The following is a 25,824-nucleotide window of genomic DNA, read 5'->3' as shown; positions in this document are numbered from 1 at the left end:
CGCTTGCGGCTGATTTACCAGCAGATACCTTCAGCACGGCCGCTTTCGCCGGTGCTCTTGGACATGAAGCCCACTAGGTCTACAACGTGCTTGCCGTGAGGCGTCTGGTCGGCCAGGGCGCGGAAGCGCTCGTCGCGGTTACCCAGGATGATCACGTCGGAATCGTTGATGACCTGATCGAAGTCCGAGTTCAGCAGGGACGACACGTGAGGGATCTTCGACTCGATGTAGTCCTTGTTGGCACCGTGTACGCGAGCGTATTCGACGTTGCTGTCGTAGATGCTCAGGTCGAAACCTTTACCGATCAGCATTTCGGCCAGTTCGACCAGCGGGCTTTCGCGCAGGTCGTCGGTGCCGGCCTTGAAGCTCAGGCCCAGCAGGGCGACTTTGCGGGTATCGTGGCTGGCCACGATGTCGAAAGCGTTCTGTACCTGAGAGACGTTGCTGCGCATCAGGGAGTTGAGCAGCGGTGCTTCCACGTCCAGGCTGCCTGCACGGTAGGTGAGGGCGCGAACGTCTTTTGGCAGGCAGGAACCGCCGAAGGCGAAGCCTGGGCGCATGTAGTACTGGGACAGGTTCAGTTGCTTGTCCTGGCAGACCACTTCCATCACTTCACGGCCATCGACGCCGACTGCCTTGGCAATGTTGCCGATTTCGTTGGCGAAGGTGACCTTGGTGGCGTGCCACACGTTGCAGGTGTACTTGATCATCTCGGCAACGGCGATGTCCTTGCGGATGATCGGTGCGTCGAGTTCTTCGTACAGCGATTGCAGAACGTCACCGGAAGCCTTGTCGAACTCGCCGATAACGGTCATTGGTGGGTGATCGTAGTCTTTGATCGCGGTGCTTTCACGCAGGAACTCAGGGTTCACTGCAACGCCGAAGTCGACGCCGGCTTTCTTGCCCGAGCAGTCTTCCAGAATCGGGATTACCACATTGGCGACAGTGCCCGGCAGCACGGTGCTGCGAACCACGATGGTGTGGCGGGAGGTCTTGTCACGCAGGACATAACCGATTTCGCGGCAGACGGATTCGATGTAGTCGAGTTCCAGGTCGCCGTTCTTCTTGCTGGGCGTACCCACGCAGATCATCGACAGGTCAGTGGCGCGGATGGCTTCGGAGAAGTCCGTGGTGCCGCGCAGTTTGCCGTTGCGAATGCCCTGTGCCAGGAGGTCTTCCAGGCCGGGCTCGACGATAGGCGATTTGCCGTTATTGATAAGGTCGATCTTGGTATTGGAAATATCCACACCAACAACATCATGACCCCGTGCAGAAAGGCAACCGGCACATACTGCACCGACATAACCCAAACCAAAGATGCTGATACGCATCGTACTCTCCTCGATTTTTCACGCCATAAGTTGGCTGGATATTAATTTTGGCCAGCAGATGTCACACGCAAGTCAGTAAGGCTGTTAAGCCACTTAACTAACGCAGGCATATTTAATGAATGAGTGCCTAAACAAACGAGGCGAACTCAAATGACACTAAGTACAAGCGGCAAGTGACCTGTCCATACGGATCAGGGCCATGCTCTCTTGGATGCGGCAAACCACTCCCTGTATAGCGATCCTTGGCAGGTCGATCCGAAAGCCTTGGCTTTGCCGATCTGGAGCCCTGCTCTGCACACCTCATGGTGTTCGCTTGTCTACCTACTTCAACTAGTGATGTGAGTTTGATTTCAGTACCCGAAGTATTGATTCCGCAGAATCAAACTTAATCCCTGGCAACTTCCCTTTGCTCTCGTAGCGCTGTAAGTGATCTCTTACAGGCTTGTCGAGAATTGTTACGGGATGTAGGAGCATGTGGGTTCGCGATTAGTTCCGGGCCGCTCGTCCTGTTTTTGAGAATTTTTTCGATTGGCCTTTTTGATGGGGTGGTTTCAAAATGATGGCAACTAGCGTGAAGCCCTTAGTTGTAGAGGGGTTCAAGTAGGTGGATGTTTTTTTGCTATTACGGAAAAATGACAGAATGCCATCACTCAAAAAAGTTGTTATTTTTTCGAGAAAACCCACTCGAAAAATGAACGCATCGTTTGGTGATGTTTATATGGCGTCATAAAAATGGCAGAGGGGGCTTGAATTAACGAGCCTATGTTGCGTAGTGCCCGGAGCACTACGCAACATTGACGCCATCACTGTTCCGGACTGTCGCGCAGGAAGACCAGTTTGTCGGGTGTCGATTGTTCGACGCTGTAGCGGTAACCCTGCGCATCGAATTCCTTCAGTGCTTCAGGGGTATTGATCTGCTCGCTGATCACGAAACGGCTCATCATGCCGCGGGCTTTCTTGGCGTAGAAACTGATGATCTTGTACTGGCCGTTTTTCAGGTCCTTGAACTCGGTATCGATGATGCGGGCTTTCAGGGCCGAGCGTTTGACCGCAGAAAAATATTCGGTAGAGGCCAGGTTCAGCAGCAAGTCATCGCCTTGCTCAGCCAGTGCCTGATTCAGCCATTCACTGATGCGCGTGCCCCAGAAGGCATACAGATCCTTGCCACGGGCATTGGCCAGCTTTGTGCCCATTTCCAGGCGATAAGGTTGCATCAGGTCCAGAGGGCGCAGCAGGCCATAAAGGCCTGACAACATGCGCAGGTGGTCCTGGGCGTAGGAAAGCTGGGCATCAGTCAGTGTTTCGGCCTGCAAGCCGGTATAGACATCGCCCTTGAATGCCAGCAGCGCCTGCTTGGCGTTTTCGGGCGTGAAAGCTGGAGTCCAGCTGCCGAAACGCGCCGCGTTCAGTCCCGAGAGCTTGTCGGACAGATGCATCAGCTCACCGATCTGCGCTGGCGTCAGCTCGCGAAGCTGGGTAATCAGCTCCTGAGAGTGGTCCAGGTATTGCGGCTGGGTGTAGCGCTCGGTGGTCGGCGGGGTCTCGTAATCGAGGGTTTTCGCTGGGGAAATCACCATCAGCATGAAGTCGTCTCCTGTAATCGTCGGGCGATTCTATGGGGTGATGGGGTATGACTCCAGCTATGGTGGCGATAACAGACCGTGTGAAAACTACTGCGCTCGGTCATGCTGCGTTGAAAACAGGCTCGGAATGCTCATTTACAGCCAGTAAAGTCGAGCGCGACTCCGACCGTTCCTCGCCTGTTTTCGCCTTGCCTGACCTTCGCTCGCTACGTTTTCACACGGTCTGTATAGGCCGTGGTTTTGTAACGCGCCGGACATAAGACACCGCCCCGGATCAGCTATAGTGCCGCGCGGGTGATGGCGTTGATATTGGATCGAGAGGGCATTGGTTTTGCGTATTGTTTTAGCAGTTTGCGCGTGTCTGTTCTGGTTTGAAGCTCAGGCGGCGGTGCCTGAAGTCGCCACGATGGATCGCAGTGTGTGGCCTGAGCGTTTCGAGACGCCGGCCTTGTTCGATGTTGCCTCCCGTGCCGAGATTCTGGCTTTCGCCCATGCCCTGGCTGTCAGCGAGACTCTGGACGAAGAAGGGCTCAAGCAGCGCCTGGGCCTGCGTTATGTCAACGTGCCGTCGCTGAATGTGGTTCGTCATCGCCTGTGGTTGCGCTTGCTGGAGAACTATCAGGCGGCGCAGAAGACCTGTGAGGAAGACGCCAACTTCTGTGTGCTGGTCGAGGACATGGAGCAATTGCGCCAGCGCGCCGAGGAGTATCAGGTTTTGCCGGATTCGTTCTATGCCGCATGGGGCAAGCCGAGTTCGATCTTCCATGAGCGTTACCTGAACGAGTTGCTGTACATGGCGGCTCTGTTCCCTCAGACCAGCAGTGAAATCGAGCGCTACAACTCCGATGAAATGAGTGGCGATGAAATGCCGGATCGCACCTTCATGCTCAATTTCGACAGTGGCCCGAGCCCGGCGGATGGCAATACGGACTGGCTGGCCGATTTCATGCGCCAGCAAAAAATGACCGCGACCTTCTTTGTACTGGGGAAAAGCCTGCAGACGCGCCTGGAGAGCAGCTCGGCAGCCAGCCTGCAGGCGCTCTACAGGCAACAATGCGTGGGTGTGCAGGGCTGGGAATATCGTTCGCACAGTAACTGGGTCGACTGGCAGGATTCCGTGCAGCGCAGTGCCGCTCTGGTCCAGCAGATTCTCCCGGACAACTTCGTTCCGCTGTTCAGGCCGCCTTATGGCCATCGTCGTGCTGACAGCGGCGAATACTTCCGTTCGCAGCACTTGCGGGTGTCGCTGTGGAATATCGATTCGCAGGACGCCACAGGCCGCCTCTCGGCCCAGCAGGTCGGGGACCGGGTGCTGACCCTCATGCTGCTCTGGCGTCGGGGTACGGTGGTATTCCATGACATGGGCAACAAGGCGCAGTCGGCGCTGCCTTTGCTGCTGGCCAATACCGCTCAAAGCGAACTGATCTGGGATGACTGTCGAAATCTGTCTGAAACCCAGGAGGAATAAGGGCTTGAGGGCATAAGAGGAAGGGGGGAAGGCGGGTTTTTTCGGCCAATCCGGCCTGAGGTGACTTCCGACTGTAAACGTGCAGGCGGCACTCGCCAAGCGCTATTCGTCATACTGTGAAATAAACTTCAAAAAACTGTCAAAGAGCTTTTTTCTGTCATCGGTTTTGCTGTATTACGAGAACAGACCGCCGAAACCTGCAACACAGGTGGCGTCCTCAACGACCCATCTTGAGCAACATTCTTCCCTGCCTCAAGGGAAGGAACCGGCGGCCTTTTCGTGGCGCAGCTTTGTAGTGGTTCTGCGCCGCCTGGCTTCTATAAAGGTGAGCGAGTATGGATGATCACGGACGCAACCCTTCCACTAACCAGCCTATCCTTTACGTGCTCGATACCAACGTATTGATCCATGATCCAAACGCACTGCTGAATTTCGAAGAACACCGCGTTGCCATTCCGATGACGGTTCTGGAGGAACTGGACAAGCTCAAGGACGGCAAGCATTCGGTCGCTGCCGAGTGCCGTCAGGCCATCCGCCTGATCGACAAGACTCTGGGTGAAGCTTCACCGGAAGAAGTCGAAAAGGGTGTGCCTATCGACCGTGGGACCGGCGTATTCAAGGGCTTCCTGTCGATTCTGATGAGCAAGCGCGAGGAACCCAACAGCCTTCTTCCCGAGCATTTGAACGACAACATCATCATCAACCAGTTGGTCGACCTGCACGCGCGTAACAAGGATTTGCGTCTGGTGCTGGTGACCAAGGACATCAACATGCGCCTCAAGGCGCGGGCCTGCGGGATTGCCGCCGAGGACTACAGCACTGACCAGCTGGTCGATGACGTCTCGCTGCTGTCGCGGGGTTATCACGATATTCCCGGCTCGTTCTGGGACCGGGTCAGTAAGGTCGAAACCCGTCAGGACCATGGCCGCACCTGGCATCGCGTGCAGTTGAGCGAAAGCCTGCCCGCGGTTCACATGAACGAGTTCATCATCGACGAGCAAGGCTTCGTCGGCTGGATCAAGGGCGTCAGGAGCGACGAGCTGCTGATTCTGGACATGCATCAGGAACCCTTGCTGCACCAGGAAGCCTGGGGCCTGAAACCACGCGATATCTATCAAGGGCTGGCGCTGTTCGCGTTGCTCGATCCTGATATTCATCTGGTCAACCTGTCCGGCGCTGCCGGTTCCGGCAAGACCATCCTGGCGCTGGCTGCTGCCATCGAGCAGACCATGGTCAGCAAACGCTATCGCCGCATCATCGCAACCCGCAGCGTGCAAGGCCTGGATCAGGAAATAGGCTTCCTGCCCGGCACCGAGGCGGAAAAAATGGAGCCATGGCTGGGCGCGATCACCGACAACCTCGAAGCCCTGCACATGGATGATGAAAACACCCATGGCAGTGTCGATTACATCCTCAGCAAGGTGCCGTTGCAGTTCAAATCCCTCAACTACATCCGGGGCCGCAGCTTCCAGCAAAGCCTGATTCTGATCGACGAGTGCCAGAACCTGACGCCGCACCAGATGAAAACCATCATCACCCGTGCCGGTGCCGGTTCCAAAGTGGTCTGCCTGGGTAACCTGGCGCAGATCGATACCCCTTACCTGTCAGCCACCAGTTCGGGGTTGACCTACCTGACGGAGCGCTTCAAGGATTTCCCCAACGGCGTACACATCACCCTGCAAGGGGTTCCACGCTCGGTACTGGCTGAATATGCCGAGAGTCATCTGTAAGCGGTAAGCGGTAAGTTGCAAGCTGCAAGCGAGAAGCCAGAGTGTGGTTCGCTTGTAGCTTGCAGTTCTTGCCGCTTGTAGCTGACGCCCTTGGCTAACTACAATCGCCACTCCTGTTCAGGAGTAAGGCTGTGCTGACTCATCTCGATTCCCAAGGTCGCGCCAATATGGTCGACGTCACTGACAAAGCCGTGACGTCCCGTGAGGCTGTGGCTCAAGCGCTTGTGCGCATGTTGCCTGAAACCCTGCAAATGATTGTCAGCGGCGGTCATCCCAAAGGGGATGTGTTTGCTGTTGCGCGCATTGCCGGCATTCAGGCTGCGAAGAAAACCAGTGATCTGATCCCGCTCTGCCATCCGCTGATGCTCACCAGCGTCAAGGTCGAACTCAGTGCCCAAGGGGATGATGCGGTGCTGATCGTCGCGCGCTGCAAGCTCGCCGGGCAGACCGGTGTGGAAATGGAAGCCCTGACCGCCGCCAGTGTTGCCGCGCTGACCATCTATGACATGTGCAAGGCCGTTGATCGCGGTATGACCATCGAGTCGGTGCGGTTGCTGGAAAAACTCGGTGGCAAGAGCGGTCACTTCATTGCCGACGAGCCGGGAGCTGCGCAATGAGTGTGCAGGTTCAGTATTTCGCCCGTTATCGGGAGGCGTTGGGGCTGGATGGCGAGCGTGTCGAGGGCACTTTCGCCACCCTGGACGAACTGCGCCAGCACCTGCTGCTGCGTGGTGATGCCTGGCAAGTGCTGGCCGAGCAGAACCTGATGTGCGCCCGCAATCAAGAGCTGTGTCAGCTGGACGAACCGCTGACGGATGGCGACGAAGTGGCATTCTTTCCTACCGTGACCGGAGGCTGAGCATGGCGATTCGCGTGCAAGCGGCGGCGTTCGATCCAGGTGCCGAGGTCAATGCACTGCATGCGGCCAATGTCGGCATCGGCGCGGTGGTGAGTTTTGTCGGTTACGTGCGGGACTTCAACGAAGGGCGTGAGGTTTCGGGCATGTTTCTGGAGCACTATCCAGGCATGACCGAAAAGGCTCTGGCAAAGATCGTGGTTGAAGCCGAACAGCGCTGGCCACTGCTCAGGCTGGAAGTGCTGCACCGGGTCGGCGCACTGGAGCCTGGCGAGCCAATCGTGTTTGTCGGCGTTGCCAGCGCTCATCGTCAGGCCGCATTCGAGGCCTGTGATTTCGTCATGGACTACCTGAAGACTCGCGCACCATTCTGGAAACGCGAAAACACCGCCGAAGGCCCGCGCTGGGTTGAAGGGCGGCATAGCGATCAGGCGGCTGCGGATCGCTGGAAATGAGTGGTGGTGTTCGCGACTGAAGTCGCTCCTGCACAGAACGCTGCAGGAGCGACTTCAGTCGCGAAAAGTGCTCAGGCCTTGCGCACCACAGCCCGCAACAACTCGGTCGGTGGCATTTCGCAGCTGATCTTGCGGCCCAGTTTCTCTTCGATGGCCGGGAGCTGATAGGAATCGTCTTCCCCGGCAAAGCTGATCGAAACGCCATCTGCGCCCGCACGGCCTGTGCGCCCGATCCGGTGTACGTAATCGTCCGGCACTTCCGGCAGGGTGAAGTTGATCACGTGGCTGATGCCATCGATGTGAATACCGCGGCCTGCGACGTCTGTTGCCACCAACACCCGGATCTTGCCTTCGCGGAAACCTTCCAGGGTCTTGATCCGTTTGTGCTGAGGCACATCGCCTGAAAGTTGTGCGGCGTTTACGCCGTCACGCACCAGACGCTCTTCGATACGGCGCACTTCATCCTTGCGGTTGGCAAAGACCATCACCCGTTCCCAGCCATTGTCGGTGACCAGGTTGTACAGCAGCTTGTACTTGTCAGCCGAAGCCACTGCGTAGATATGCTGTTCGACGTTGCTGTTGGCGACGTTCTCGGCTTCGATTTCGACGATGGCCGGGTCGGTCGTCCATTGCTTGGCGAGGTTCATCACGTCATCGGTAAAGGTCGCGGAGAACAGTAGCGTCTGACGCTCGCCCTTGTGCGGGGTCTGGCGAATGATCTGGCGTACCTGCGGGATAAAGCCCATGTCCAGCATGCGGTCGGCTTCGTCGAGGACCATCACTTCGACCATGTCCAGATGCACTTCACCGCGTTGGTTGAAGTCCAGCAGACGTCCCGGTGTTGCAACCAGAATGTCGCAATGACGGGCTTCGAGCTGCTTGAGCTGTTTGTCGAATTCCATGCCACCCACGAACGTCATGACGTTCAGGTTGGTGTATTTGGTCAGCGCTGCCGCGTCCTTGGCAATTTGCACCACCAGTTCGCGGGTCGGGGCGATGATCAGGGCGCGGGGTTCACCCATGTAGCGCTCTTTGGGTGGTGGCGTCTGGGTCAACTGGGTGATGATCGAGATCAGGAACGCAGCGGTCTTGCCCGTACCGGTCTGGGCGCGACCGATAGCGTCCTTGCCCTTGAGGGTGTAACCCAGCACGCCCGCCTGGATCGGCGTGCAGTACGGGAAGCCCAGATCATGAATCGCATGCATCAGTTCGGGGGCCAGATCGAAGTCATGGAAGCGCGTCTTGCCTTCCTGAGGTTCGACAGCGAAATCTTCGAGCTTCCAGGTGACGACAGGCGGCTTGGGCGCTCGCTCTCGACGTGGACGTTCGGCCTTGGGTTTGTCGCTCCTGGCCTGAGTCGGGGCTGCGGGCTCTTTGACCGAAGCCTGCGCCTTGACCGCACGATTCTGCGATTCGTCTTCAGCGACAGCCCTGGAGGCGGGGGGGGATGCTGCGTGGTTGGGCGCGAGCTGCTCAGCCTCGCTTTTACCGAACATCTTTTTAAGTGCTTTGAGCACGGTCATCTCGTCAATTGATTAAGGAATGTACGCCGAGCAGTGTAATGCAAGAATCGGGCGCGGCGTAGTGTCATCCATGGTTCGCTACACAGGCGCCCGATCAGGCCGGTTCAAAGCTCTATTAAAGAAGACGTTACCGAAGCTTCTCGGCAAGCCAGATCTGGATGTCGGAAATTTCCTGGGGTAACACTTGATGCCCCATTGGGTACTCTTTCCATTGAGCGGTTACACCCAGTGTCTTGAGGTACTCGTAAACGGTACGTCCCATGGCATTGTGGACCACTTCGTCGTGAAAACCATGCAGGCAATAGGCCGGAATGCGCTGCTGGCTGGCTGACAATGTCATCTGGTCATTGAAGGTTGGCGCGTAGGTGGACAATGCCAGCACGCCACCCAGCGGGCCTTGCCAGCGTTTGTAGGCTGTGTGCAGAACCACGGCACCGCCCTGGGAAAAACCTGCCAGGAAGATTCTCGCGGGGTCGATGCCACTGTCGCGTTGTTGCTCAATCAGGTCCAGAACCTGTTGGGCCGAGGCTTCCATCTCATCGTGATCGATGGAGCGGGCTTCGGAAGTCATGCTCTTGATGTCATACCAGCTCGGCATTTCATAGCCACCGTTGACGGTAACGGCGCGTTTCGGGGCCTGGGGCAATATGAAGCGAGTGGTCGTCAACGACTCCTGAAGGGCTTCGGCGACGGGAAGAAAATCGTAACGGTCGGCACCCAGGCCGTGCAGCCAGATGACGCAGGCATCGGATTCTGCGGTGGGTTGAAGGATCAAAGGCTCGCTCATGAGTGCTCCAATAGGGTGCATTGATTGTTTTTTGGCGCATTAATTAAGTGCGCGTGCAGTTTAAAAGTGAAAGAAGATGTCGCAAGGTTACAAGTTTTCGACTTGACCTGTCGCTAATTCGACATCGCCAGCATGCTGGTACGGGCTTTGCTATGAAACGTGTGGAGTCAAAGCGCTCACATCGATCGGTAACACTATTAGGCTACTACTTGTAACGATCGAAGGCAGCACGGGAGTCCATGCGTCAGGACTCCCGGCATGATTGATCCTGTACCGCTCTGGTCCGGGGAAAACACGGGGCTTTGGTCTTAGGGCTATAAATGAATGATGAAGGTGAGTGACGAGATGATCTTGCGCTCGATTCATGGTCCAGGCCCAACGTCGTATGACCCAAAAAAAAGCCAGCACGGGTCATTAATGCCTCACAAGGGTGCGGCGTAACCGAAGTCCCACACAATAAAGAGCACACTGGAGGTTTGAATGAAGATGTTGAAATCCACACTGGCGGTCGTGACAGCTGTAGCAGCACTCGGCGTGACCGGTGCAGCTAACGCCGGTGCCACACTTGACGCTATCCAGAAGAAAGGTTTTGTTCAGTGCGGTGTCAGCGATGGCCTGCCAGGGTTCTCCGTTCCAGATGCTACAGGCAAGATTACCGGTATCGACGCTGACGTGTGCCGTGCCGTAGCTGCTGCCGTTTTCGGTGACGCAACCAAGGTCAAATTCAGCCAGTTGAACGCCAAGGAGCGCTTCACCGCACTGCAATCCGGTGAAATCGACATCCTGTCGCGTAACACCACCTGGACCAGCTCCCGTGATTCGGGCATGGGCCTGGTATTCGCCGGCGTGACTTACTACGACGGTATCGGCTTCCTGGTAAACAACAAGCTGGGCGTCAAGAGCGCCAAGGAACTGGACGGTGCAACCGTTTGTATCCAGGCTGGTACCACCACTGAGCTGAACGTCTCCGACTACTTCCGCTCCAACGGTCTGAAATACACCCCGATCACTTTCGACACCTCCGACGAAAGCGCCAAGTCGCTGGAAGGTGGCCGTTGCGACGTACTGACCTCCGACCAGTCGCAGCTCTACGCACAGCGCAGCAAGCTGGCCAAGCCTGACGACTACGTCGTTCTGCCTGAAGTGATCTCCAAGGAGCCACTGGGCCCGGTCGTACGTAAAGGCGACGAAGAGTGGTTCTCCATCGTTCGCTGGACCCTGTTCGCTCAGTTGAACGCGGAAGAGGCTGGTATCACTTCGAAGAACGTCGAAGCTGAAGCCAAGGCCACCAAGAACCCTGACGTTGCCCGTATGCTCGGTGCTGACGGCGAGTACGGCAAAGACCTGAAACTGCCGAAGGACTGGGTTGTTCAGATCGTCAAGCAGGTAGGTAACTACGGCGAGATGTTCGAGCGCAACCTGGGCGAATCGACCCCGCTGAAAATCAAGCGCGGCCAAAACGCTCTGTGGAACAAAGGTGGCATTCAGTACGCTCCACCAATTCGCTGATTGACCCGGCGCCCGACAGGCTTTTTTAGCCTGTCGGGCGTTGTTCTGTTCGATTTTTCCTGGGGCATTTCATGGAAAAGCAAATCGTCGCACCAAAGCAAAAGCTCTCTTTGAGCGACCCAAAAGTGCGCGCGTGGTTATTTCAGATCATCACCGTAGTGGCGGTGGTCTCGTTGGGCTGGTTCATGTTCGACAACACCCAGACCAACCTGCAGCATCGTGGTATTACATCGGGTTTCGGGTTTCTTGAGCGCAGTGCCGGTTTCGGTATTGCCCAGCACTTGATCGACTACACGGAAGCGGACAGCTATGCCCGCGTCTTTGTCATCGGCTTGCTCAATACCCTGCTGGTGTCGATCATCGGTATCTTTCTGGCGACTATCCTGGGCTTCATCATTGGTGTCGCTCGTCTGTCGCCGAACTGGATGATCAACAAGCTGGCGACCGTATACGTCGAAGTCTTCCGTAACATTCCGCCGTTGCTGCAGATCCTGTTCTGGTACACCGCCGTATTCCTGACCCTGCCCGGACCACGTCAGGCTCATGGCTACCTGGACATGTTCTTTGTCAGCAGCCGCGGGTTAAACATGCCCAAGGCAATTCCTTCCGAAGGCATCTGGGCGTTTCTGATCAGCATCGTCATCGCCATTGTGGCGGTGGTCGCGATGGTGCGTTGGGCCAACAAGCGTTTTGAAGCCACTGGCGAGCCGTTCCACAAGTTCTGGGCCAGCCTGGGTCTGCTGCTGGTCATTCCCGGCCTGAGCATGCTGATCTTCGGCAGCCCGGTGCATTGGGAACTGCCTCAGCTCAAAGGCTTCAACTTCACCGGTGGCTGGGTACTGATCCCTGAACTGATCTCCCTGACTCTGGCGCTGACCATCTACACCGCGGCGTTCATCGCCGAAATCGTGCGTTCGGGCATCAAGTCGGTCAGCCATGGCCAGACCGAAGCCGCTCGTTCCCTGGGCCTGCGCCCTGGGCCAACGCTGCGCAAGGTCATCATTCCGCAAGCCCTGCGGGTGATCATTCCGCCGTTGACCAGCCAGTTCCTGAACCTGGCGAAGAACTCTTCGCTGGCGGCAGCGATCGGTTATCCGGAAATGGTTTCTCTGTTTGCCGGTACGGTGCTCAACCAGACCGGTCAGGCCATTGAAGTCATTGCCATCACCATGAGCGTGTACCTGGCGATCAGTATCAGCATTTCCATGCTGATGAACTGGTACAACAAGCGCATTGCGCTGATCGAGCGGTGAGGAAACGCGCATGACAACTCATACTTTCAAACCTGACATGCCACCACCGAGCAAAGTGTTCGGCCCGGTTGCGTGGATGCGGCAGAACCTGTTCTCCAGCTGGATCAACACGCTGCTGACCCTGCTCTCGTTCTACCTGATCTACCTGATCGTCCCGCCGATGATCAGCTGGTCACTGCTGGACGCCAACTGGATCGGCACCACCAAGGAAGACTGCACCAAGGCAGGTGCCTGCTGGGTATTCGTCCAGCAGCGTTTTGGCCAGTTCATGTATGGCTACTTCCCGACTGAATTGCGCTGGAGGGTCGACCTCACCGCAATCCTGGCGATTGTCGGTGCTGCGCCTCTGTTCATCTCGAAGTTCCCGCGCAAGGCGTTCTACGCCATCGGCTTCCTGGTGCTTTACCCTATCATCGCGTTCTACCTGCTGCATGGCGGCGCGTTTGGTCTGAGCATTGTGGCAACCAGTCAGTGGGGCGGCCTGATGCTGACCCTGGTGATCGCGACCGTCGGTATCGCCGGTGCGCTGCCGCTGGGTATCCTGCTGGCACTGGGGCGTCGTTCCAACATGCCGGCCGTGCGCGTGGTGTGTGTGACCTTCATCGAGTTCTGGCGCGGTGTGCCATTGATCACGGTGCTGTTCATGTCGTCGGTAATGCTGCCGCTGTTCATGCCTGAAGGGATGAACTTCGACAAGCTGCTGCGCGCCCTGATCGGCGTCATCCTGTTCCAGTCGGCGTACATCGCCGAAGTGGTGCGCGGTGGCATGCAGGCAATCCCCAAAGGTCAGTACGAAGCGGCCGCAGCGATGGGCCTGGGCTACTGGCGCGCAATGGGGCTGGTTATCCTGCCGCAGGCGTTGAAGATGGTTATCCCCGGCATCGTCAACACCTTCATTGCCCTGTTCAAGGATACAAGCCTGGTGATCATCATCGGCCTGTTTGACTTGCTCAACAGCGTCAAGCAAGCCACCGCCGACCCGTCATGGCTGGGTATGGCCACCGAAGGCTACGTCTTCGCGGCCCTGGTGTTCTGGATCTTCTGTTTCGGTATGTCCCGCTATTCCATGCATTTGGAACGTAAGCTGGACACAGGCCACAAGCGTTAGGAGTTTTGTGATGAGTGAAGTTATCAGTAAGCCTCTGGGCGCTGAAGGCATGATCCGGATGGAAGGCGTACACAAGTGGTACGGCCAGTTCCATGTACTCAAGGACATCAACCTGAACGTGCGTCAGGGTGAGCGTATCGTATTGTGCGGCCCGTCGGGTTCGGGCAAGTCCACGACCATTCGCTGCCTGAACCGTCTGGAAGAACACCAGCAGGGTCGCATCATCGTTGATGGCACCGAACTGACTTCGGACCTGAAGCAGATCGAAACCATTCGTCGTGAAGTCGGCATGGTGTTCCAGCACTTCAACCTGTTCCCGCACCTGACCATCCTGCAGAACTGCACGCTGGCTCCGATGTGGGTTCGCAACATGCCGAAGAAAAAGGCTGAAGAAATCGCCATGCACTACCTGGAGCGCGTGCGCATTCCAGAGCAGGCGAACAAGTACCCGGGCCAGCTTTCCGGTGGTCAGCAACAGCGTGTGGCGATTGCCCGTGCCCTGTGCATGAAACCGAAAATCATGCTGTTCGACGAGCCGACCTCGGCACTCGACCCGGAAATGGTCAAGGAAGTACTCGACACCATGGTCACCCTGGCCGAAGAGGGCATGACCATGCTCTGCGTAACCCACGAAATGGGCTTTGCCCGCACCGTGGCCAACCGCGTGATCTTCATGGACAAGGGCGAGATCGTCGAACAAGCCGCACCAAACGACTTCTTCGACAACCCGCAAAGCGACCGTACCAAACTGTTCCTCAGCCAGATCATTCACTGAGTCGCAGACGCTGCATGAAAAACCCGGACCTTGTGTCCGGGTTTTTTATGCGCTGCGATTTTTATCGCAGGCAAAAGGAGGAGCGGACTAGAGGTAACCGCGTTTTTTTCTTTCAGCGTGCAGCCCGTATAAAAATATACCGAACAGGATAATCCAAAGCGTTCCGAAGATGATCTTTCGATAGAAAATATCGACGTCAATAAATTCTATGAGTGCCAGACAAATAAGCCCGGAATAAAATGTTGCACAACAAATGCTCGGTATCAAGAGGCTAAATAAGGGTGATAAGAAGTCTGTGATAGGGCTTTTTAGTGTGTAGCTATATTGCGGATTAAAAGAAATGGGTAATGAAGCCTTTCTTGAAAACCAGCGTTTAGGCAGGGATTCTCTGGGGAGTGAAATAATGTGTGCCACTGCCATGAAAATAGAGAACCATTGCAGCAAAGGGCTCGCTGGTGTCCCTGAAAAAGGTACCTCAGTCGTTTGTACCAACTGCCAATGGAGAGCTGAAAAAATAAAATTATAGATAAATGCGATCAAGAATCTATCGCCGGAGTAACCATCACCACTCCATCTGGATTTGGCCCATAGAGAGGGAAGGAAGAACAGGATGCAGAGTGAAATGATGATGGATTGATAGGCGAGATCATTCATTTTCTTTATTCCAGTCATTCCACATGCTGCTCATTGTTACTGCATCTGATGCAGCATCAATCACTAATGATGTTGCGGAAGCTTGTTTGTAGGCCCTCTCCTTGTCGGATCTCAAGTATCTGAATAGTCTCCATGCGTCTGGTTTTGGAATAAGTCTAGATGCCCCGTAGAGTGATAAAGCTATATCCGCACCGCCATACGCCATATTGCCCTCAAATTCACTGCCTCCAAAAAACTTGGAAATACCTTGATAGGTCTTTCTGACGTAACCCTGCGTATCTGATCTGCCTTCCCATAAATTACGCCCGTTTTCATAGACATTGTTCGCGCCATGAGTAGCCATCAGGACACCCAATCCGCAGCCCAGCCCGAATGTCCCCCCACACATGGCTGCGCCACCTGTAATCTGTAATCCTCCTGCAACAAGTCCAATGCTTTGTTGTGCAATCGTGAGTGATTGCTTGCTTAGGCTGATTTGCTCTTCCTTGAGCGCTTTCAGTCCTTCATCGGCACTTTTGCGACCTTGGTCAACATCCCTGACAATCTCTCTTGCGTAGTAAGCAACCTCCCTGTTGAATTGAATACGCAGTGTGCCGTCTCTTATGTGTCTAGCACTGATTGTGCAAGCGTGGCCAGCCAGATAAGAGGCAGCTTGGCTGACTTCCTGGAATTTATTGCTTCTATTGATTGTTTTATCGCCACGGCCTTGCTCCCTCATTCCTTTTCTATCCATGAAGCGTAGCCAATGGTACCGGCCTTATGGTGTGTCCAGATGATATCGCGATAACGAATGGCGATATGTTCCAAGGGGACGCTGTCGTTCTGCCGGATTGAGTGGGGAATATCTACGCTCAGGTCTGCGACCATGCCTGCTATTAATTCGACGGTGTAAAATTTTTCCAGTTTTCCCTGAGCGGAGTTGCGGAAGAAATCGATTTTGCAGTTGAGCTCTTCTCTATTAGCTAGCGCCTGAGCTAATAGAGGAGAAGATTTATCAATGTTCTTCGTGATGACAACAGGATGATGCGTGGCGTGTCGGATGCCTCCGATATTGTTCATGTTGTGGCTGAACGAAAGCACCATGATTTCATCCGCATGCCCATCCTGGCATTTATTACCGATGGATTCCTGCGTAGAGCAACCTGCCGAGATGAAGCCTTGATTTTTACCAGTGATTGTCATGTAACCGTGATGTGCCATACATAATCGTCCTGAAGGTAGGCAATCATCTTATTAATATGGCATCAAACAGGCTGTAGGGCGTTTCTGAAAATTACGACGCTTTGTGGTCAGTGGGGCCGCGCATTTTTGTGGATATTCAGAGCGAACTTGTATTCGGCAAGGTTCTCCAACAGGATGCACCCCCTTTGCGCAATGCGCTGTAACACATCCTGCCCACGAGAGACTCATGACGACCAAGGCGCCTCAGGCGAGCACGACCTCAATCCAGCACACTTCCACCCTCAAACGCCCATGGCTGTTATTGCTTGGCCTGGTGCTGGTTGCCCTGAATCTGCGGCCCGCGCTCTCCAGCGTTGCGCCATTGCTCAATGCGGTTTCCGACAGCCTTGGGTTGTCGGCGGCCAGGGCCGGGCTTTTGACGACTTTGCCAGTGTTGTGCCTGGGTTTGTTCGCGCCATTGGCGCCACGACTCGCAAGACGTTTCGGCAGCGAGCGGGTGGTGTTGGGGATTCTGCTGTTATTGGCGGCGGGCATCCTGCTGCGTAGCCATTTCGGTGAGGTCGGGTTGTTCGCCGGGAGCCTGTTGGCCGGGGCGAGCATCGGTATCATTGGTGTGTTGTTGCCAGGTATCGTCAAACGCGACTTCCCCCGGCAGGCCGGTGCGATGACCGGCGTCTATACCATGGCGCTGTGCCTTGGGGCCGCGATTGCTGCCGGCTTGACGGTGCCTTTGACCCAGTATTTCGATGATCGCTGGAGTGTCGGTCTGGGGTTCTGGATGATCCCGGCGGTACTGGCCGCACTGGTCTGGTTGCCCCAGGCTCGCGAGCTGCATGCTAATCATCAGGTGGCGTATCGCGTGCGTGGTCTGCTGCGTGATCCGCTGGCCTGGCAGGTCACGCTGTATATGGGCCTGCAATCCTCTCTGGCCTACATCGTCTTCGGCTGGTTGCCTTCGGTGCTGATCGACCGCGGCATGACTCCGACCCAGGCGGGTCTGTTGTTGTCCGGCTCGATCATTGTGCAGTTGATCAGTGCCTTGAGTGCGCCATGGCTGGCGACACGGGGCAAGGATCAGCGTCTGTCCATTGTGCTTGTCATGCTGATGACTCTGGGGGGATTGTTCGGTTGCCTGTATGCGCCGCTGGAAGGGCTCTGGGGCTGGGCCATTCTGCTGGGGCTGGGGCAGGGCGGTACGTTCAGTCTGGCACTGGCGCTGATCGTGCTGCGTTCGCGTGACTCCCATGTGGCTTCCAACCTGTCGGGCATGGCTCAAGGGATTGGTTACACCATTGCTTCCATAGGCCCGCTGGCGGTGGGCGTGGTGCATGATGTGACGGGAAGCTGGGATTCGATTGGCTGGATCTTTGCTGCATTGGGGTTTGGAGCCATTGTGGCCGGGCTGGGTGCAGGACGGGCGTTGCATGTGAATGTCGTCAGCGAGAAGGTTTGAATCTGCGCTGTGTGGAAGCGAATTCATTCGCGAACAACATTTATCCTGCGAATGATGATGGCAAAGTGTCGAGTTGCCGCTTATCGTGCATCATCTTTTGCTTCCAAACGGACCTGCATGCATGAGCAACGAACAAACAAGCCAAGCCAATAGCGCATTGATTACCCGCTTCTACGAGGCTTTTGCCCGTCTGGATGCCGAAGGAATGGCGGCCTGTTACAGCGATGATGTGCTATTCAGCGACCCGGTATTCGGTGAGCTGCGTGGCAGGCAGGCCGGTGATATGTGGCGCATGCTGACCTCGCGCGCCCAGGACTTCTCGGTGGTTTTCGACAATGTCCGCGCCGATGAGCGCAGTGGCGGCGCGCATTGGGTGGCCACTTACCTGTTCAGCCAGACTGGCCGTACAGTGGTCAATAACATCCAGGCCCGGTTTGTCTTCCATGATGGCAAGATCACTGAGCACCATGACAACTTCGATCTGTGGAGCTGGTCGCGTCAGGCGCTGGGCACCAAGGGCCTGCTGCTGGGCTGGACGCCGCTGGTGCAGAACGCGATTCGCGCACAGGCTCACAAGGGCCTCAAAGTGTTTACAGAAAAACGCCATGCCTGACGTTGTGAATGCCGTTACCGATGTCGCAGCACCTGTGGGCAAACCCTGGTTTGTCTATCTGGTGCGTGCGGCCAATGGTTCGTTGTATTGCGGCATCAGTGACGATCCTTATCGACGCTTTGCCGATCACCAGCGGGGCAAGGGCGCACGCTTCTTCCACTCCAGCCCGGCACTTGCGCTGGTCTACGTCGAGGTCTGGGACAGCAAGGGCGAGGCTTTGCGCCAGGAGCGCCTGATCAAGAAGCTGCGCAAGAGCGCCAAGGAAGTACTGGCGGCAAGCTATGCGGGTTCTCCGATCACTCTGCGTGATGCCTTGTCATCAGCCTGATCCTGTAGGCTGCCCGGGTGCAGGGGGGTAAGCTGTTGCTTTCCCAGCGCCCAAGAGGCCAAAGCATGTCAGAGCTGATTCTTCATCATTACCCTGCATCGCTGTTTGCCGAAAAGGCCCGCCTGATGCTCGGCTTCAAGGGGCTCTCGTGGCGGTCGGTGACGATCCCGCCCATCATGCCAAAACCTGATCTGACGGCCCTTACCGGTGGTTATCGCAAGACGCCGGTTCTGCAGGTAGGTGCGGATATCTACTGCGACACCGCATTGATCGCACGTCGTCTGGAGCAGGAAAAGATTTCCCCGACCTTCTACCCCGAAGGCTACGAGTTTACGGTTGCCGGTCTTGCTGCCTGGGGCGATTCGGTGCTGTTCATGCATGCGGTCAGCCTGGTATTCCAGCCCGCCTCGCTGGCGGTCCGCTTCGCCAAGGTGCCTCCCGAAGCGGTCAAGGCCTTCGTTGCAGACCGGGCAACCTTGTTCGATGGTGGAAGCGCATCACGCCTGCAGCTGGAACAGGCGCAGCATCAATGGCCAACCCTGATGGCACGTCTGGAGCAGCAACTGGAGCGCAATGGCGACTTCCTGTTTGGCGAGCCTTCGATTGCCGACTTTTCCGTGGCCCACACCCTCTGGTTCCTCAAACAGACCCCCGTGACTGCGCCGCTGGTAGACGACTACCCGACGGTTTCGGCCTGGCTTGGTCGTGTGCTGGGCTTCGGTCATGGCGCGCATAACGACCTCTCTGCTGTCGATGCAGTGCAAATCGCCGCCGACGCCACGCCTGCGGCATTGCCCGATGAGGCGTTTGTCGACCCGAACGGCTTCAAGGCCGGTGATCGGGTGGCGATCTCAGCCATTGATTACGGCGTGGATGAAGTGGAAGGCGAGTTGCTGTTTAGTGGCCGCGAAGAGCTGATCCTGCGCCGTGAAGACCCGCGTGCAGGCCTGGTGCATGTGCATTTCCCACGCCTGGGGTTCCGGATCGAAAAGCGGTCGTGAATTAAATGCTCAGGTAGGAGCGGATTTATCCGCGAAGATCATTTTCGCGAATAAGCGGAGCGCCGCCCGATTGCTCCTACTTCAGCGCCGCCAATATGGTGTCTGGCGAAAAGCCGCGAATCAGCGTCCCGTTGACGTCCAGCAACGGGATACCGCGTCCACCGAGGGCTTCATAGGCCTTGCGGCCTTCTGCTGACTTCTCGATGTCGTACTCAGTGAACGCGATGCCCTTGCTGTCCAGAAAGCGTCGTGTCTGTTTGCAGTAGCCGCACCATTCGGTCGCATACATCACGACCTTTGCCTGGCTGTAGCTCTGCGCAACGCTGGCGGGTTGCGGGTTGAACAGGTTCTCGATCTTGCCCCAGTTCTGATAGACCACGACCACCAGCATGATCAGCGCGAACTTCTTGAGGGTACGCAGCAGCATCGCGGTTATCGCCGTTTCAACTGATCGGTGAGCTGAGTGGGCAGGCCCTTGATGATCAGGGTGTCGGCCTGTTCGTCATATTCGATCTTGTCACCCAGCAGGTGCGCCTCGAAGCTGATCGACAGGCCTTCTGCGCGGCCCGTAAAGCGGCGGAACTGGTTCAGGGTGCGCTTGTCTGCCGGGATTTCTGGAGACAGGCCGTAATCCTTGTTGCGGATGTGATCGTAGAACGCACGCGGGCGGTCTTCGTCGATCAGTTCGGAGAGTTCTTCCAGGCCCATGGGCTCACCCAGTTTGCTCTGGCTGCTGGCGTAATCCACCAGGGTCTTGGTTTTCTCCCGTGCCGACTCTTCCGGCAGGTCTTCGCTTTCCACGAAGTCGCTGAACGCCTTGAGCAGGGTGCGGGTCTCGCCGGGGCCGTCGACACCTTCCTGGCAGCCGATGAAGTCGCGGAAGTACTCCGAGACTTTCTTGCCGTTCTTGCCCTTGATGAAGGAGATGTACTGCTTGGACTGCTTGTTGTTCTGCCATTCCGAGATATTGATCCGGGCAGCCAGGTGCAACTGGCCCAGGTCCAGATGCCGCGACGGTGTAACGTCCAGCTCGTCATTCACGGCCACGCCTTCGCTGTGGTGCAGCAGGGCGATGGCCAGGTAATCGGTCATGCCTTGCTGGTAATGCGCAAACAGCACATGACCGCCCACCGACAGGTTGGATTCTTCCATCAGCTTCTGCAGGTGCTCCACCGACACACGAGAGAACGCCGTGAAGTCGTTTGCGCCATCCAGATACTCTTTCAGCCAGCCGCTGAAAGGGTGTGCGCCGGATTCGGCATGGAACAGTCCCCAGGCCTTGCCCTGTTTGGCGTTATAGCTCTCGTTGAGGTCCGCGAGCATGTTCTCGATGGCCTGGGACTCAGCGAGTTCGGAGTCGCGAGCGTGGAGAACTGCGGGCGTACCGTCGGGTTTCTTGTCGATCAGGTGGACGATGCAATGACGGATCGGCATGGATATCTCGGCTGATGGTGATGAAGAGCAGGCAGCTCGTTGCAAGGCAGCAAGTGTAACGCACGCCCGCGACAAATGGCCTTGCAGAGCCCTGTTTTCCACTCTGTAGGGTGTTTTGTGATCAATTTTTGTTCTATTACGACTTAAAGCTGACCAAAAGGATAGGTAAGGGCGGATATTTGCCCGGCTCTGTGCTAGTTTTGCGCGGTCTTGCGCACTCTAGCGCGCCAAGCATGCAGATCGTTTACGTGTAGGCCGAACCAAAACCCGGTTTCAGTATCTACATTTCGCGATTAATCGTGGCTGCCAGCGGGAGCCTGGTTCATTGCCCGGCCTTTGGCCGACGTTGCGTTCTGCAATCCAAATGAATTTGATAGGGAAGGAACACCACCATGGCTCTTACCAAAGACCAATTGATCGCCGATATCGCTGAAGCTATCGACGCGCCAAAAACCACCGCGCGTAATGCTCTTGAGCAGTTGGGCCAGATTGTTGCCGACCAACTGGAAAACGGCGTTGAAATCACTCTGCCAGGCATTGGCAAGCTGAAAGTTGCTGAGCGTCCAGCTCGCACCGGCCGCAACCCTTCGACTGGCGCTGCCATCGAAATCGCTGCCAAGAAAGTCATCAAGTTCGTACCGGCCAAAGTGCTGAACGACTCGATCAACAAGTAAGCTCACGCTTGCTGTAAAAAAGCCGTGCGCCGGATAACCGGGCACGGCTTTTTTGATTCTGTAGCGAATGAATTCGCTTCTACATGAAGGTCCAGGCCACGAAACGGCTCTGCTTCTGGCCCTGGCCCATTTCCACGACCCGGCTCTGTAGCGCTCCGGCTCTTGTCAGGGCGGCCTGGATTGCAGGCAGGTTCGAGGCTTTGGAAACCAGTGTACTGAACCAGCGCACTTGTTCAGGCACCTGGGAGCTTTCGTGAATCAGTTGGGTCACGAAACCGATCTCGCCACCTTCGCACCATAATTCCTGGGATTGCCCGCCGAAATTGAGCACCGGCAGCTTGCGTTTGGGGTCGGCCTTGCCCAGTGCGCGCCATTTACGCTGACTGCCGCGCTGCGCCTCCTCCAGCGAGGCGTGGAAGGGCGGGTTGCACAGGCTCACCTCGAAGCGTTCACTGCTGTCGAGCAGGCCCAGCAGAATGTGCTTGCGATTGGTCTGCTGACGCACGCTGATGGCCTTGCTCAAGCCGTTGGCCTTGATGATGGTCGTGGCCGCCGCGATGGCAGTGCTGTCGATATCCGAGCCCACGAAATGCCAGCCGTAGTCGCTATGGCCCAGCAGCGGATAGATGCAGTTGGCACCGGTGCCGATGTCCAGCGCCTTGATCGAGGCGCCGCGTGGAATCTCGCCATTGTTCTCGCTGGCCAGCAGGTCGGCGAGAAAATGCAGGTAATCCGCACGCCCCGGAATCGGCGGGCACAGATAGTCTGCCGGAATATCCCAATGGGCAATGCCATACAGCGCCTTGAGCAGTGCCCGGTTGAAGACCCGCACGGCCAGAGGGTTGGCGAAGTCGATGCTTTCCTTCCCATAGGGGTTGAGGATCACGAACTCGGCCAGTTCCGGGCTGCTTTTGATCAGCTTGGGAAAGTCGTAGCGACCCTGATGGCGATTGCGCGGGTGCAGTGTGGCCTTCTCGCGAGGTTCTGCGGGCCTGGCAGGACGCTGGGGCTTCTTGCGGGGAGGTTTGGGTTTGTCTGGCGTGGTCATGGGGAGTCGTTCTGAAGATGCGAATGCTGCGCCCCGTAGGAGCGCGCTGCAAATTTCCGTAGGAGCGAATTTATTCGCGAGAGGTATATCTGAAGAAATGTATAACCTTCAATGACGTCTCGCGGATAAATCCGCTCCTACACCTGTTTGCTGCGCGACAAATAGGGCTGTAACCGCTTACAAACTGGCGATACGTGCGTGTTGCTCTGCCAGCTTGCTCAGGGCCTGTTCGGATTCGGTCAGCTTGGCGCGTTCCTTGGCGATGACTTCAGGCGGTGCCTTGTCGACGAACGCTGCGTTGGACAGCTTGCCGCCCAGGCGCTGGACTTCGCCTTGCAGACGCTGGATTTCCTTGTCCAGACGCGCCAGCTCGGCACCCTTGTCGATCAGGCCGGCCATTGGCACCAGCACTTCCATCTCGCCCACCAGACCGGTCGCGGACAGCGGTGCTTCTGCACCTTCAGCCAGTACGGTGATGGATTCGAGCTTGGCCAGTTTCTTGAGCAGGTAGTCGTTCTCGCTCAGGCGGCGCTGGTCTTCGGCATTGACGTTCTTGAGGAACAGTTGCAGCGGTTTGCCCGGACCAATGTTCATTTCGCCACGGATGTTACGCACCGCCAGCATCAGGCCCTTGAGCCATTCGATATCGTCTTCGGCAGCCGGGTCGATGCGTGTTTCGTTGGCCACCGGCCACGCCTGCAGCATGATGGTCTTGCCGTTGATGCCGGCCAGCGGCGCAAGGCGCTGCCAGATTTCTTCGGTGATGAACGGCATGAACGGGTGCGCCAGACGCAACGCGACTTCCAGCACGCGAACCAGCGTGCGGCGTGTGCCGCGCTGACGTTCGATCGGTGCGTTTTCGTCCCAGAGCACGGGCTTGGACAGCTCCAGGTACCAGTCGCAGTACTGGTTCCAGATGAACTCGTACAGCGCTTGTGCCGCGAGGTCGAAGCGGAACTGATCCAGTTGGCGGGTCACTTCGGCTTCGGTGCGTTGCAGTTGCGAGATGATCCAGCGATCCGCCAGCGACAGCTCGACTTCTTCGCCGTTCTGGCCGCAGTCTTCGCCCTTGTCCAGCACGTAGCGCGCTGCGTTCCAGATCTTGTTGCAGAAGTTGCGATAGCCTTCCACGCGGCCCATGTCGAACTTGATGTCGCGACCGGTAGAGGCCAGCGAGCAGAAGGTGAAGCGCAGGGCGTCGGTGCCGTAGCTGGCGATGCCGTCGGCGAATTCCTGACGGGTCTGCTTTTCGATCTTCTTGGCCAGTTGTGGCTGCATCAGGCCGCTGGTGCGTTTCTGCACCAGGGTTTCCAGGTCGATACCGTCGACGATATCCAGCGGGTCCAGGACGTTGCCCTTGGACTTGGACATTTTCTGGCCCTGACCATCACGCACCAGACCATGCACATAGACAGTCTTGAACGGCACTTGCGGCGTGCCGTCCTCGTTTTTCACCAGATGCATGGTGAGCATGATCATCCGGGCGACCCAGAAGAAAATGATGTCGAAACCGGTGACCAGCACGTCGGTGGAGTGGAAGGTTTCCAGTGCCTTGGTCTTTTCCGGCCAGCCCAGTGTGGAGAAGGTCCACAGGCCCGAGCTGAACCAGGTATCGAGTACGTCGTTGTCCTGTTGCAGCGCAACGTCCGGCCCCAGGTTGTGCTTGGCGCGCACTTCGGCTTCGTCGCGACCGACGTAGACCTTGCCGGACTCGTCGTACCAGGCCGGAATGCGGTGGCCCCACCAGAGCTGACGGCTGATGCACCAGTCCTGAATGTCGCGCATCCACGAGAAGTACATGTTTTCGTACTGCTTGGGCACGAAGGCGATGCGGCCGTCTTCCACTGCGGCAATGGCAGGTTCAGCCAGTGGCTTGGTGGAAACGTACCACTGGTCGGTCAGCCATGGCTCGATGATGGTGCCGGAACGGTCGCCTTTCGGGACTTTCAGGGCGTGGTCATCGACGCTGACCAGCAGGCCGGCGGCATCGAATGCGGCGACGATCTGCTTGCGCGCCTCGAAGCGGTCCAGGCCGGCGTATTCGGCAGGCAGGCGGCCGTCGACGGATTCGTTGAGCGTGCCGTCGAGGTTGAACACCTGAGCGGCAGGCAGCACCGAAGCGTTCTTGTCGAAGATGTTCAGCAGCGGCAGGTTGTGGCGCTTGCCGACTTCATAGTCGTTGAAGTCGTGGGCCGGGGTGATTTTCACGCAGCCGGTGCCGAATTCAGGGTCGCAATAGTCGTCTGCAATGATCGGAATGCGGCGGCCAATCAGTGGCAGCTCTACGAATTTGCCGATCAGCGCCTTGTAGCGTTCGTCTTCAGGGTTTACCGCGACAGCGGCATCACCCAGCATGGTTTCAGGACGAGTGGTGGCAACGATCAGGTAATCCAGGCCTTCAGCGGTTTTCGCGCCGTCGGCCAGCGGGTAGCGCAGGTTCCACAGGTGACCTTTCTCGTCGTGGTTTTCCACTTCCAGATCGGAAATCGCGGTGTGCAGCTTGGTGTCCCAGTTGACCAGACGCTTGCCGCGATAGATCAGGCCGTCTTCATGCAGGCGCACGAAGGCTTCCTGTACGGCGGCGGACATGCCGTCGTCCATGGTGAAACGCTCGCGGCTCCAGTCCACGGACGAACCCAGGCGGCGGATCTGACGGCTGATGTTGCCGCCGGACTCATCCTTCCATTCCCAGATCTTTTCCAGAAATTTCTCGCGGCCCAGATCGTGACGATTCAGGCCCTGAGCCTCGATGCGGCGTTCAACCAGCATTTGCGTGGCGATACCCGCATGGTCGGTGCCCGGCTGCCACAGAGTATTGCGGCCCTGCATGCGACGGAAACGGATCAGAGCATCCATGATCGCATTGTTGAAACCATGACCCATGTGCAGGCTGCCGGTCACGTTCGGCGGCGGGATCATGATGGTGTAGGAGTCCCCCGCGCCCTGCGGAGCGAAATAGTTTTCGGACTCCCAGGTCTGGTACCAGGAAGTTTCGATGGCGTGCGGCTGGTAAGTCTTGTCCATGCGCGGCGGGACCCTGTGGCATTGATTCAGAAAAG

The 25,824-nt window shown here is 57.0% G+C and carries 25 protein-coding genes; 14 read left to right on the top strand and 11 right to left on the bottom strand.

What is annotated here, in order from left to right; genetic code table 11:
- Positions 1–14: 14 nt before the first annotated feature.
- Positions 15–1,331, bottom strand: coding sequence for a nucleotide sugar dehydrogenase (locus ACODS3_RS21090; RefSeq protein ID WP_201006067.1), 1,317 nt, complete (start codon positions 1,329–1,331; stop codon positions 15–17).
- Between the two features lie 803 nt (positions 1,332–2,134).
- On the bottom strand, positions 2,135–2,914 hold the full coding sequence (yaaA, locus tag ACODS3_RS21085) for a peroxide stress protein YaaA (RefSeq protein ID WP_201018078.1): 780 nt from the start codon (positions 2,912–2,914) through the stop codon (positions 2,135–2,137).
- A gap of 331 nt (positions 2,915–3,245) precedes the next feature.
- Between yaaA and ACODS3_RS21080 the strand changes: the two genes are divergently transcribed.
- The 5 genes from ACODS3_RS21080 to moaE all read left to right on the top strand — a co-directional run bounded on the left by ACODS3_RS21080 (position 3,246) and on the right by moaE (position 7,423).
- A complete protein-coding gene (locus ACODS3_RS21080; protein ID WP_201018077.1) occupies positions 3,246–4,382 on the top strand; it encodes a polysaccharide deacetylase family protein in 1,137 nt (378 codons plus the stop codon).
- 335 nt (positions 4,383–4,717) lie between these two features.
- On the top strand, positions 4,718–6,112 hold the full coding sequence (locus ACODS3_RS21075) for a PhoH family protein (RefSeq protein WP_201006061.1): 1,395 nt from the start codon (positions 4,718–4,720) through the stop codon (positions 6,110–6,112).
- A gap of 131 nt (positions 6,113–6,243) precedes the next feature.
- The gene (moaC, locus tag ACODS3_RS21070; RefSeq protein WP_200995175.1) at positions 6,244–6,729 is read left to right on the top strand and encodes a cyclic pyranopterin monophosphate synthase MoaC; all 486 of its coding nucleotides are present in this window, start codon (positions 6,244–6,246) and stop codon (positions 6,727–6,729) included.
- Positions 6,726–6,971, top strand: a complete 246-nt coding sequence (locus ACODS3_RS21065) for a MoaD/ThiS family protein (protein ID WP_489036108.1) — start codon at positions 6,726–6,728, stop codon at positions 6,969–6,971. Before moaC ends, ACODS3_RS21065 begins: the two co-directional genes overlap by 4 nt.
- Before the next feature lie 2 nt (positions 6,972–6,973).
- A complete protein-coding gene (gene moaE, locus ACODS3_RS21060; protein WP_201006055.1) occupies positions 6,974–7,423 on the top strand; it encodes a molybdopterin synthase catalytic subunit MoaE in 450 nt (149 codons plus the stop codon).
- Positions 7,424–7,494: 71 nt separating this feature from the next.
- Here the strand turns inward: moaE and rhlB are convergent, their stop codons facing one another.
- Positions 7,495–8,946: an ATP-dependent RNA helicase RhlB gene (rhlB, locus tag ACODS3_RS21055; protein ID WP_489036105.1), complete on the bottom strand. Its 1,452-nt coding sequence runs from the start codon at positions 8,944–8,946 to the stop codon at positions 7,495–7,497.
- A 127-nt stretch (positions 8,947–9,073) separates the two neighbouring features.
- The gene (locus ACODS3_RS21050; RefSeq protein ID WP_201018073.1) at positions 9,074–9,733 is read right to left on the bottom strand and encodes an alpha/beta hydrolase; all 660 of its coding nucleotides are present in this window, start codon (positions 9,731–9,733) and stop codon (positions 9,074–9,076) included.
- Between the two features lie 480 nt (positions 9,734–10,213).
- On the opposite strand from ACODS3_RS21050, the gene ACODS3_RS21045 reads away from it, so the two are divergent.
- From ACODS3_RS21045 to ACODS3_RS21030, 4 genes are all read left to right on the top strand, one after another.
- The gene (locus ACODS3_RS21045; protein WP_201006049.1) at positions 10,214–11,242 is read left to right on the top strand and encodes an amino acid ABC transporter substrate-binding protein; all 1,029 of its coding nucleotides are present in this window, start codon (positions 10,214–10,216) and stop codon (positions 11,240–11,242) included.
- A 71-nt stretch (positions 11,243–11,313) separates the two neighbouring features.
- A complete protein-coding gene (locus ACODS3_RS21040) occupies positions 11,314–12,495 on the top strand; it encodes an amino acid ABC transporter permease (protein WP_201018072.1) in 1,182 nt (393 codons plus the stop codon).
- Positions 12,496–12,505: 10 nt separating this feature from the next.
- Positions 12,506–13,603, top strand: a complete 1,098-nt coding sequence (locus tag ACODS3_RS21035) for an amino acid ABC transporter permease (RefSeq protein ID WP_201018071.1) — start codon at positions 12,506–12,508, stop codon at positions 13,601–13,603.
- 10 nt (positions 13,604–13,613) lie between these two features.
- The gene (locus ACODS3_RS21030) at positions 13,614–14,378 is read left to right on the top strand and encodes an amino acid ABC transporter ATP-binding protein (RefSeq protein WP_201006044.1); all 765 of its coding nucleotides are present in this window, start codon (positions 13,614–13,616) and stop codon (positions 14,376–14,378) included.
- Positions 14,379–14,465: 87 nt separating this feature from the next.
- On the opposite strand, the gene ACODS3_RS21025 is transcribed toward ACODS3_RS21030, so the two are convergent.
- The 3 genes from ACODS3_RS21025 to ACODS3_RS21015 are packed head-to-tail and all read right to left on the bottom strand — an operon-like array spanning position 14,466 to position 16,232.
- Positions 14,466–15,032: a hypothetical protein gene (locus tag ACODS3_RS21025; protein WP_095067136.1), complete on the bottom strand. Its 567-nt coding sequence runs from the start codon at positions 15,030–15,032 to the stop codon at positions 14,466–14,468.
- Positions 15,025–15,765 (bottom strand): DUF4225 domain-containing protein, encoded by a 741-nt coding sequence (locus ACODS3_RS21020; RefSeq protein ID WP_256590405.1) that lies wholly within the window; start codon positions 15,763–15,765, stop codon positions 15,025–15,027. The genes ACODS3_RS21025 and ACODS3_RS21020 overlap by 8 nt, the downstream gene beginning before the upstream one ends.
- Positions 15,747–16,232 carry an Hcp family type VI secretion system effector gene (locus ACODS3_RS21015; RefSeq protein WP_095067134.1) on the bottom strand — a complete coding sequence of 162 codons (486 nt, stop codon included), beginning with the start codon at positions 16,230–16,232 and terminating at the stop codon, positions 15,747–15,749. The genes ACODS3_RS21020 and ACODS3_RS21015 overlap by 19 nt, the downstream gene beginning before the upstream one ends.
- Positions 16,233–16,440: 208 nt before the next feature.
- Between ACODS3_RS21015 and ACODS3_RS21010 the strand changes: the two genes are divergently transcribed.
- The 4 genes from ACODS3_RS21010 to ACODS3_RS20995 all read left to right on the top strand — a co-directional run bounded on the left by ACODS3_RS21010 (position 16,441) and on the right by ACODS3_RS20995 (position 19,609).
- Positions 16,441–17,667, top strand: a complete 1,227-nt coding sequence (locus ACODS3_RS21010) for a CynX/NimT family MFS transporter (RefSeq protein ID WP_489036101.1) — start codon at positions 16,441–16,443, stop codon at positions 17,665–17,667.
- A 121-nt stretch (positions 17,668–17,788) separates the two neighbouring features.
- On the top strand, positions 17,789–18,280 hold the full coding sequence (locus ACODS3_RS21005; protein ID WP_463531439.1) for a nuclear transport factor 2 family protein: 492 nt from the start codon (positions 17,789–17,791) through the stop codon (positions 18,278–18,280).
- Complete coding sequence (locus ACODS3_RS21000) at positions 18,273–18,608, top strand: GIY-YIG nuclease family protein (protein WP_489036099.1); 336 nt, start codon at positions 18,273–18,275, stop codon at positions 18,606–18,608. The genes ACODS3_RS21005 and ACODS3_RS21000 overlap by 8 nt, the downstream gene beginning before the upstream one ends.
- Before the next feature lie 65 nt (positions 18,609–18,673).
- Entirely contained in the window at positions 18,674–19,609 is a 936-nt protein-coding gene (locus ACODS3_RS20995) for a glutathione S-transferase family protein (protein ID WP_489036097.1), read from the top strand.
- A 76-nt stretch (positions 19,610–19,685) separates the two neighbouring features.
- On the opposite strand, the gene ACODS3_RS20990 is transcribed toward ACODS3_RS20995, so the two are convergent.
- A complete protein-coding gene (locus tag ACODS3_RS20990; RefSeq protein ID WP_489036095.1) occupies positions 19,686–20,036 on the bottom strand; it encodes a glutaredoxin family protein in 351 nt (116 codons plus the stop codon).
- Positions 20,037–20,041: 5 nt separating this feature from the next.
- On the bottom strand, positions 20,042–21,043 hold the full coding sequence (yejK, locus tag ACODS3_RS20985; RefSeq protein ID WP_489036093.1) for a nucleoid-associated protein YejK: 1,002 nt from the start codon (positions 21,041–21,043) through the stop codon (positions 20,042–20,044).
- 392 nt (positions 21,044–21,435) lie between these two features.
- Between yejK and ACODS3_RS20980 the strand changes: the two genes are divergently transcribed.
- Entirely contained in the window at positions 21,436–21,717 is a 282-nt protein-coding gene (locus tag ACODS3_RS20980; RefSeq protein WP_020304671.1) for an HU family DNA-binding protein, read from the top strand.
- 79 nt (positions 21,718–21,796) lie between these two features.
- Here ACODS3_RS20980 and rlmF read toward each other — a convergent pair whose 3' ends face one another.
- Together rlmF and ACODS3_RS20970 are read right to left on the bottom strand one after the other, a co-directional pair.
- Positions 21,797–22,765, bottom strand: coding sequence for a 23S rRNA (adenine(1618)-N(6))-methyltransferase RlmF (gene rlmF, locus ACODS3_RS20975; RefSeq protein ID WP_489036090.1), 969 nt, complete (start codon positions 22,763–22,765; stop codon positions 21,797–21,799).
- 177 nt (positions 22,766–22,942) lie between these two features.
- Positions 22,943–25,789: a valine--tRNA ligase gene (locus tag ACODS3_RS20970; protein ID WP_489036088.1), complete on the bottom strand. Its 2,847-nt coding sequence runs from the start codon at positions 25,787–25,789 to the stop codon at positions 22,943–22,945.
- Between the last annotated feature and the right edge of the window lie 35 nt (positions 25,790–25,824).

The organism is Pseudomonas sp. FG43 (genome assembly GCF_057809175.1).
This window is presented reverse-complemented; position numbering and strand designations above follow the sequence as displayed.

What these genes read in the sequence shown, in the direction of transcription:
- ACODS3_RS20970 (WP_489036088.1), bottom strand. Translation starts at nt 25,789, where the DNA reads ATGGACAAGACTTACCAGCCGCACGCCATCGAAACTTCCTGGTACCAG.
- ACODS3_RS20980 (WP_020304671.1), top strand. Translation starts at nt 21,436, where the DNA reads ATGGCTCTTACCAAAGACCAATTGATCGCCGATATCGCTGAAGCTATC.
- ACODS3_RS21010 (WP_489036101.1), top strand. Translation starts at nt 16,441, where the DNA reads ATGACGACCAAGGCGCCTCAGGCGAGCACGACCTCAATCCAGCACACT.
- rlmF (WP_489036090.1), bottom strand. Translation starts at nt 22,765, where the DNA reads ATGACCACGCCAGACAAACCCAAACCTCCCCGCAAGAAGCCCCAGCGT.
- ACODS3_RS21000 (WP_489036099.1), top strand. Translation starts at nt 18,273, where the DNA reads ATGCCTGACGTTGTGAATGCCGTTACCGATGTCGCAGCACCTGTGGGC.
- yejK (WP_489036093.1), bottom strand. Translation starts at nt 21,043, where the DNA reads ATGCCGATCCGTCATTGCATCGTCCACCTGATCGACAAGAAACCCGAC.
- ACODS3_RS21065 (WP_489036108.1), top strand. Translation starts at nt 6,726, where the DNA reads ATGAGTGTGCAGGTTCAGTATTTCGCCCGTTATCGGGAGGCGTTGGGG.
- ACODS3_RS21045 (WP_201006049.1), top strand. Translation starts at nt 10,214, where the DNA reads ATGAAGATGTTGAAATCCACACTGGCGGTCGTGACAGCTGTAGCAGCA.
- ACODS3_RS20995 (WP_489036097.1), top strand. Translation starts at nt 18,674, where the DNA reads ATGTCAGAGCTGATTCTTCATCATTACCCTGCATCGCTGTTTGCCGAA.
- ACODS3_RS21040 (WP_201018072.1), top strand. Translation starts at nt 11,314, where the DNA reads ATGGAAAAGCAAATCGTCGCACCAAAGCAAAAGCTCTCTTTGAGCGAC.
- moaE (WP_201006055.1), top strand. Translation starts at nt 6,974, where the DNA reads ATGGCGATTCGCGTGCAAGCGGCGGCGTTCGATCCAGGTGCCGAGGTC.
- ACODS3_RS21030 (WP_201006044.1), top strand. Translation starts at nt 13,614, where the DNA reads ATGAGTGAAGTTATCAGTAAGCCTCTGGGCGCTGAAGGCATGATCCGG.
- ACODS3_RS21025 (WP_095067136.1), bottom strand. Translation starts at nt 15,032, where the DNA reads ATGAATGATCTCGCCTATCAATCCATCATCATTTCACTCTGCATCCTG.
- ACODS3_RS21035 (WP_201018071.1), top strand. Translation starts at nt 12,506, where the DNA reads ATGACAACTCATACTTTCAAACCTGACATGCCACCACCGAGCAAAGTG.
- yaaA (WP_201018078.1), bottom strand. Translation starts at nt 2,914, where the DNA reads ATGCTGATGGTGATTTCCCCAGCGAAAACCCTCGATTACGAGACCCCG.
- ACODS3_RS20990 (WP_489036095.1), bottom strand. Translation starts at nt 20,036, where the DNA reads ATGCTGCTGCGTACCCTCAAGAAGTTCGCGCTGATCATGCTGGTGGTC.
- ACODS3_RS21075 (WP_201006061.1), top strand. Translation starts at nt 4,718, where the DNA reads ATGGATGATCACGGACGCAACCCTTCCACTAACCAGCCTATCCTTTAC.
- rhlB (WP_489036105.1), bottom strand. Translation starts at nt 8,946, where the DNA reads ATGACCGTGCTCAAAGCACTTAAAAAGATGTTCGGTAAAAGCGAGGCT.
- ACODS3_RS21020 (WP_256590405.1), bottom strand. Translation starts at nt 15,765, where the DNA reads ATGGATAGAAAAGGAATGAGGGAGCAAGGCCGTGGCGATAAAACAATC.
- ACODS3_RS21005 (WP_463531439.1), top strand. Translation starts at nt 17,789, where the DNA reads ATGAGCAACGAACAAACAAGCCAAGCCAATAGCGCATTGATTACCCGC.
- ACODS3_RS21090 (WP_201006067.1), bottom strand. Translation starts at nt 1,331, where the DNA reads ATGCGTATCAGCATCTTTGGTTTGGGTTATGTCGGTGCAGTATGTGCC.
- ACODS3_RS21015 (WP_095067134.1), bottom strand. Translation starts at nt 16,232, where the DNA reads ATGGCACATCACGGTTACATGACAATCACTGGTAAAAATCAAGGCTTC.
- ACODS3_RS21050 (WP_201018073.1), bottom strand. Translation starts at nt 9,733, where the DNA reads ATGAGCGAGCCTTTGATCCTTCAACCCACCGCAGAATCCGATGCCTGC.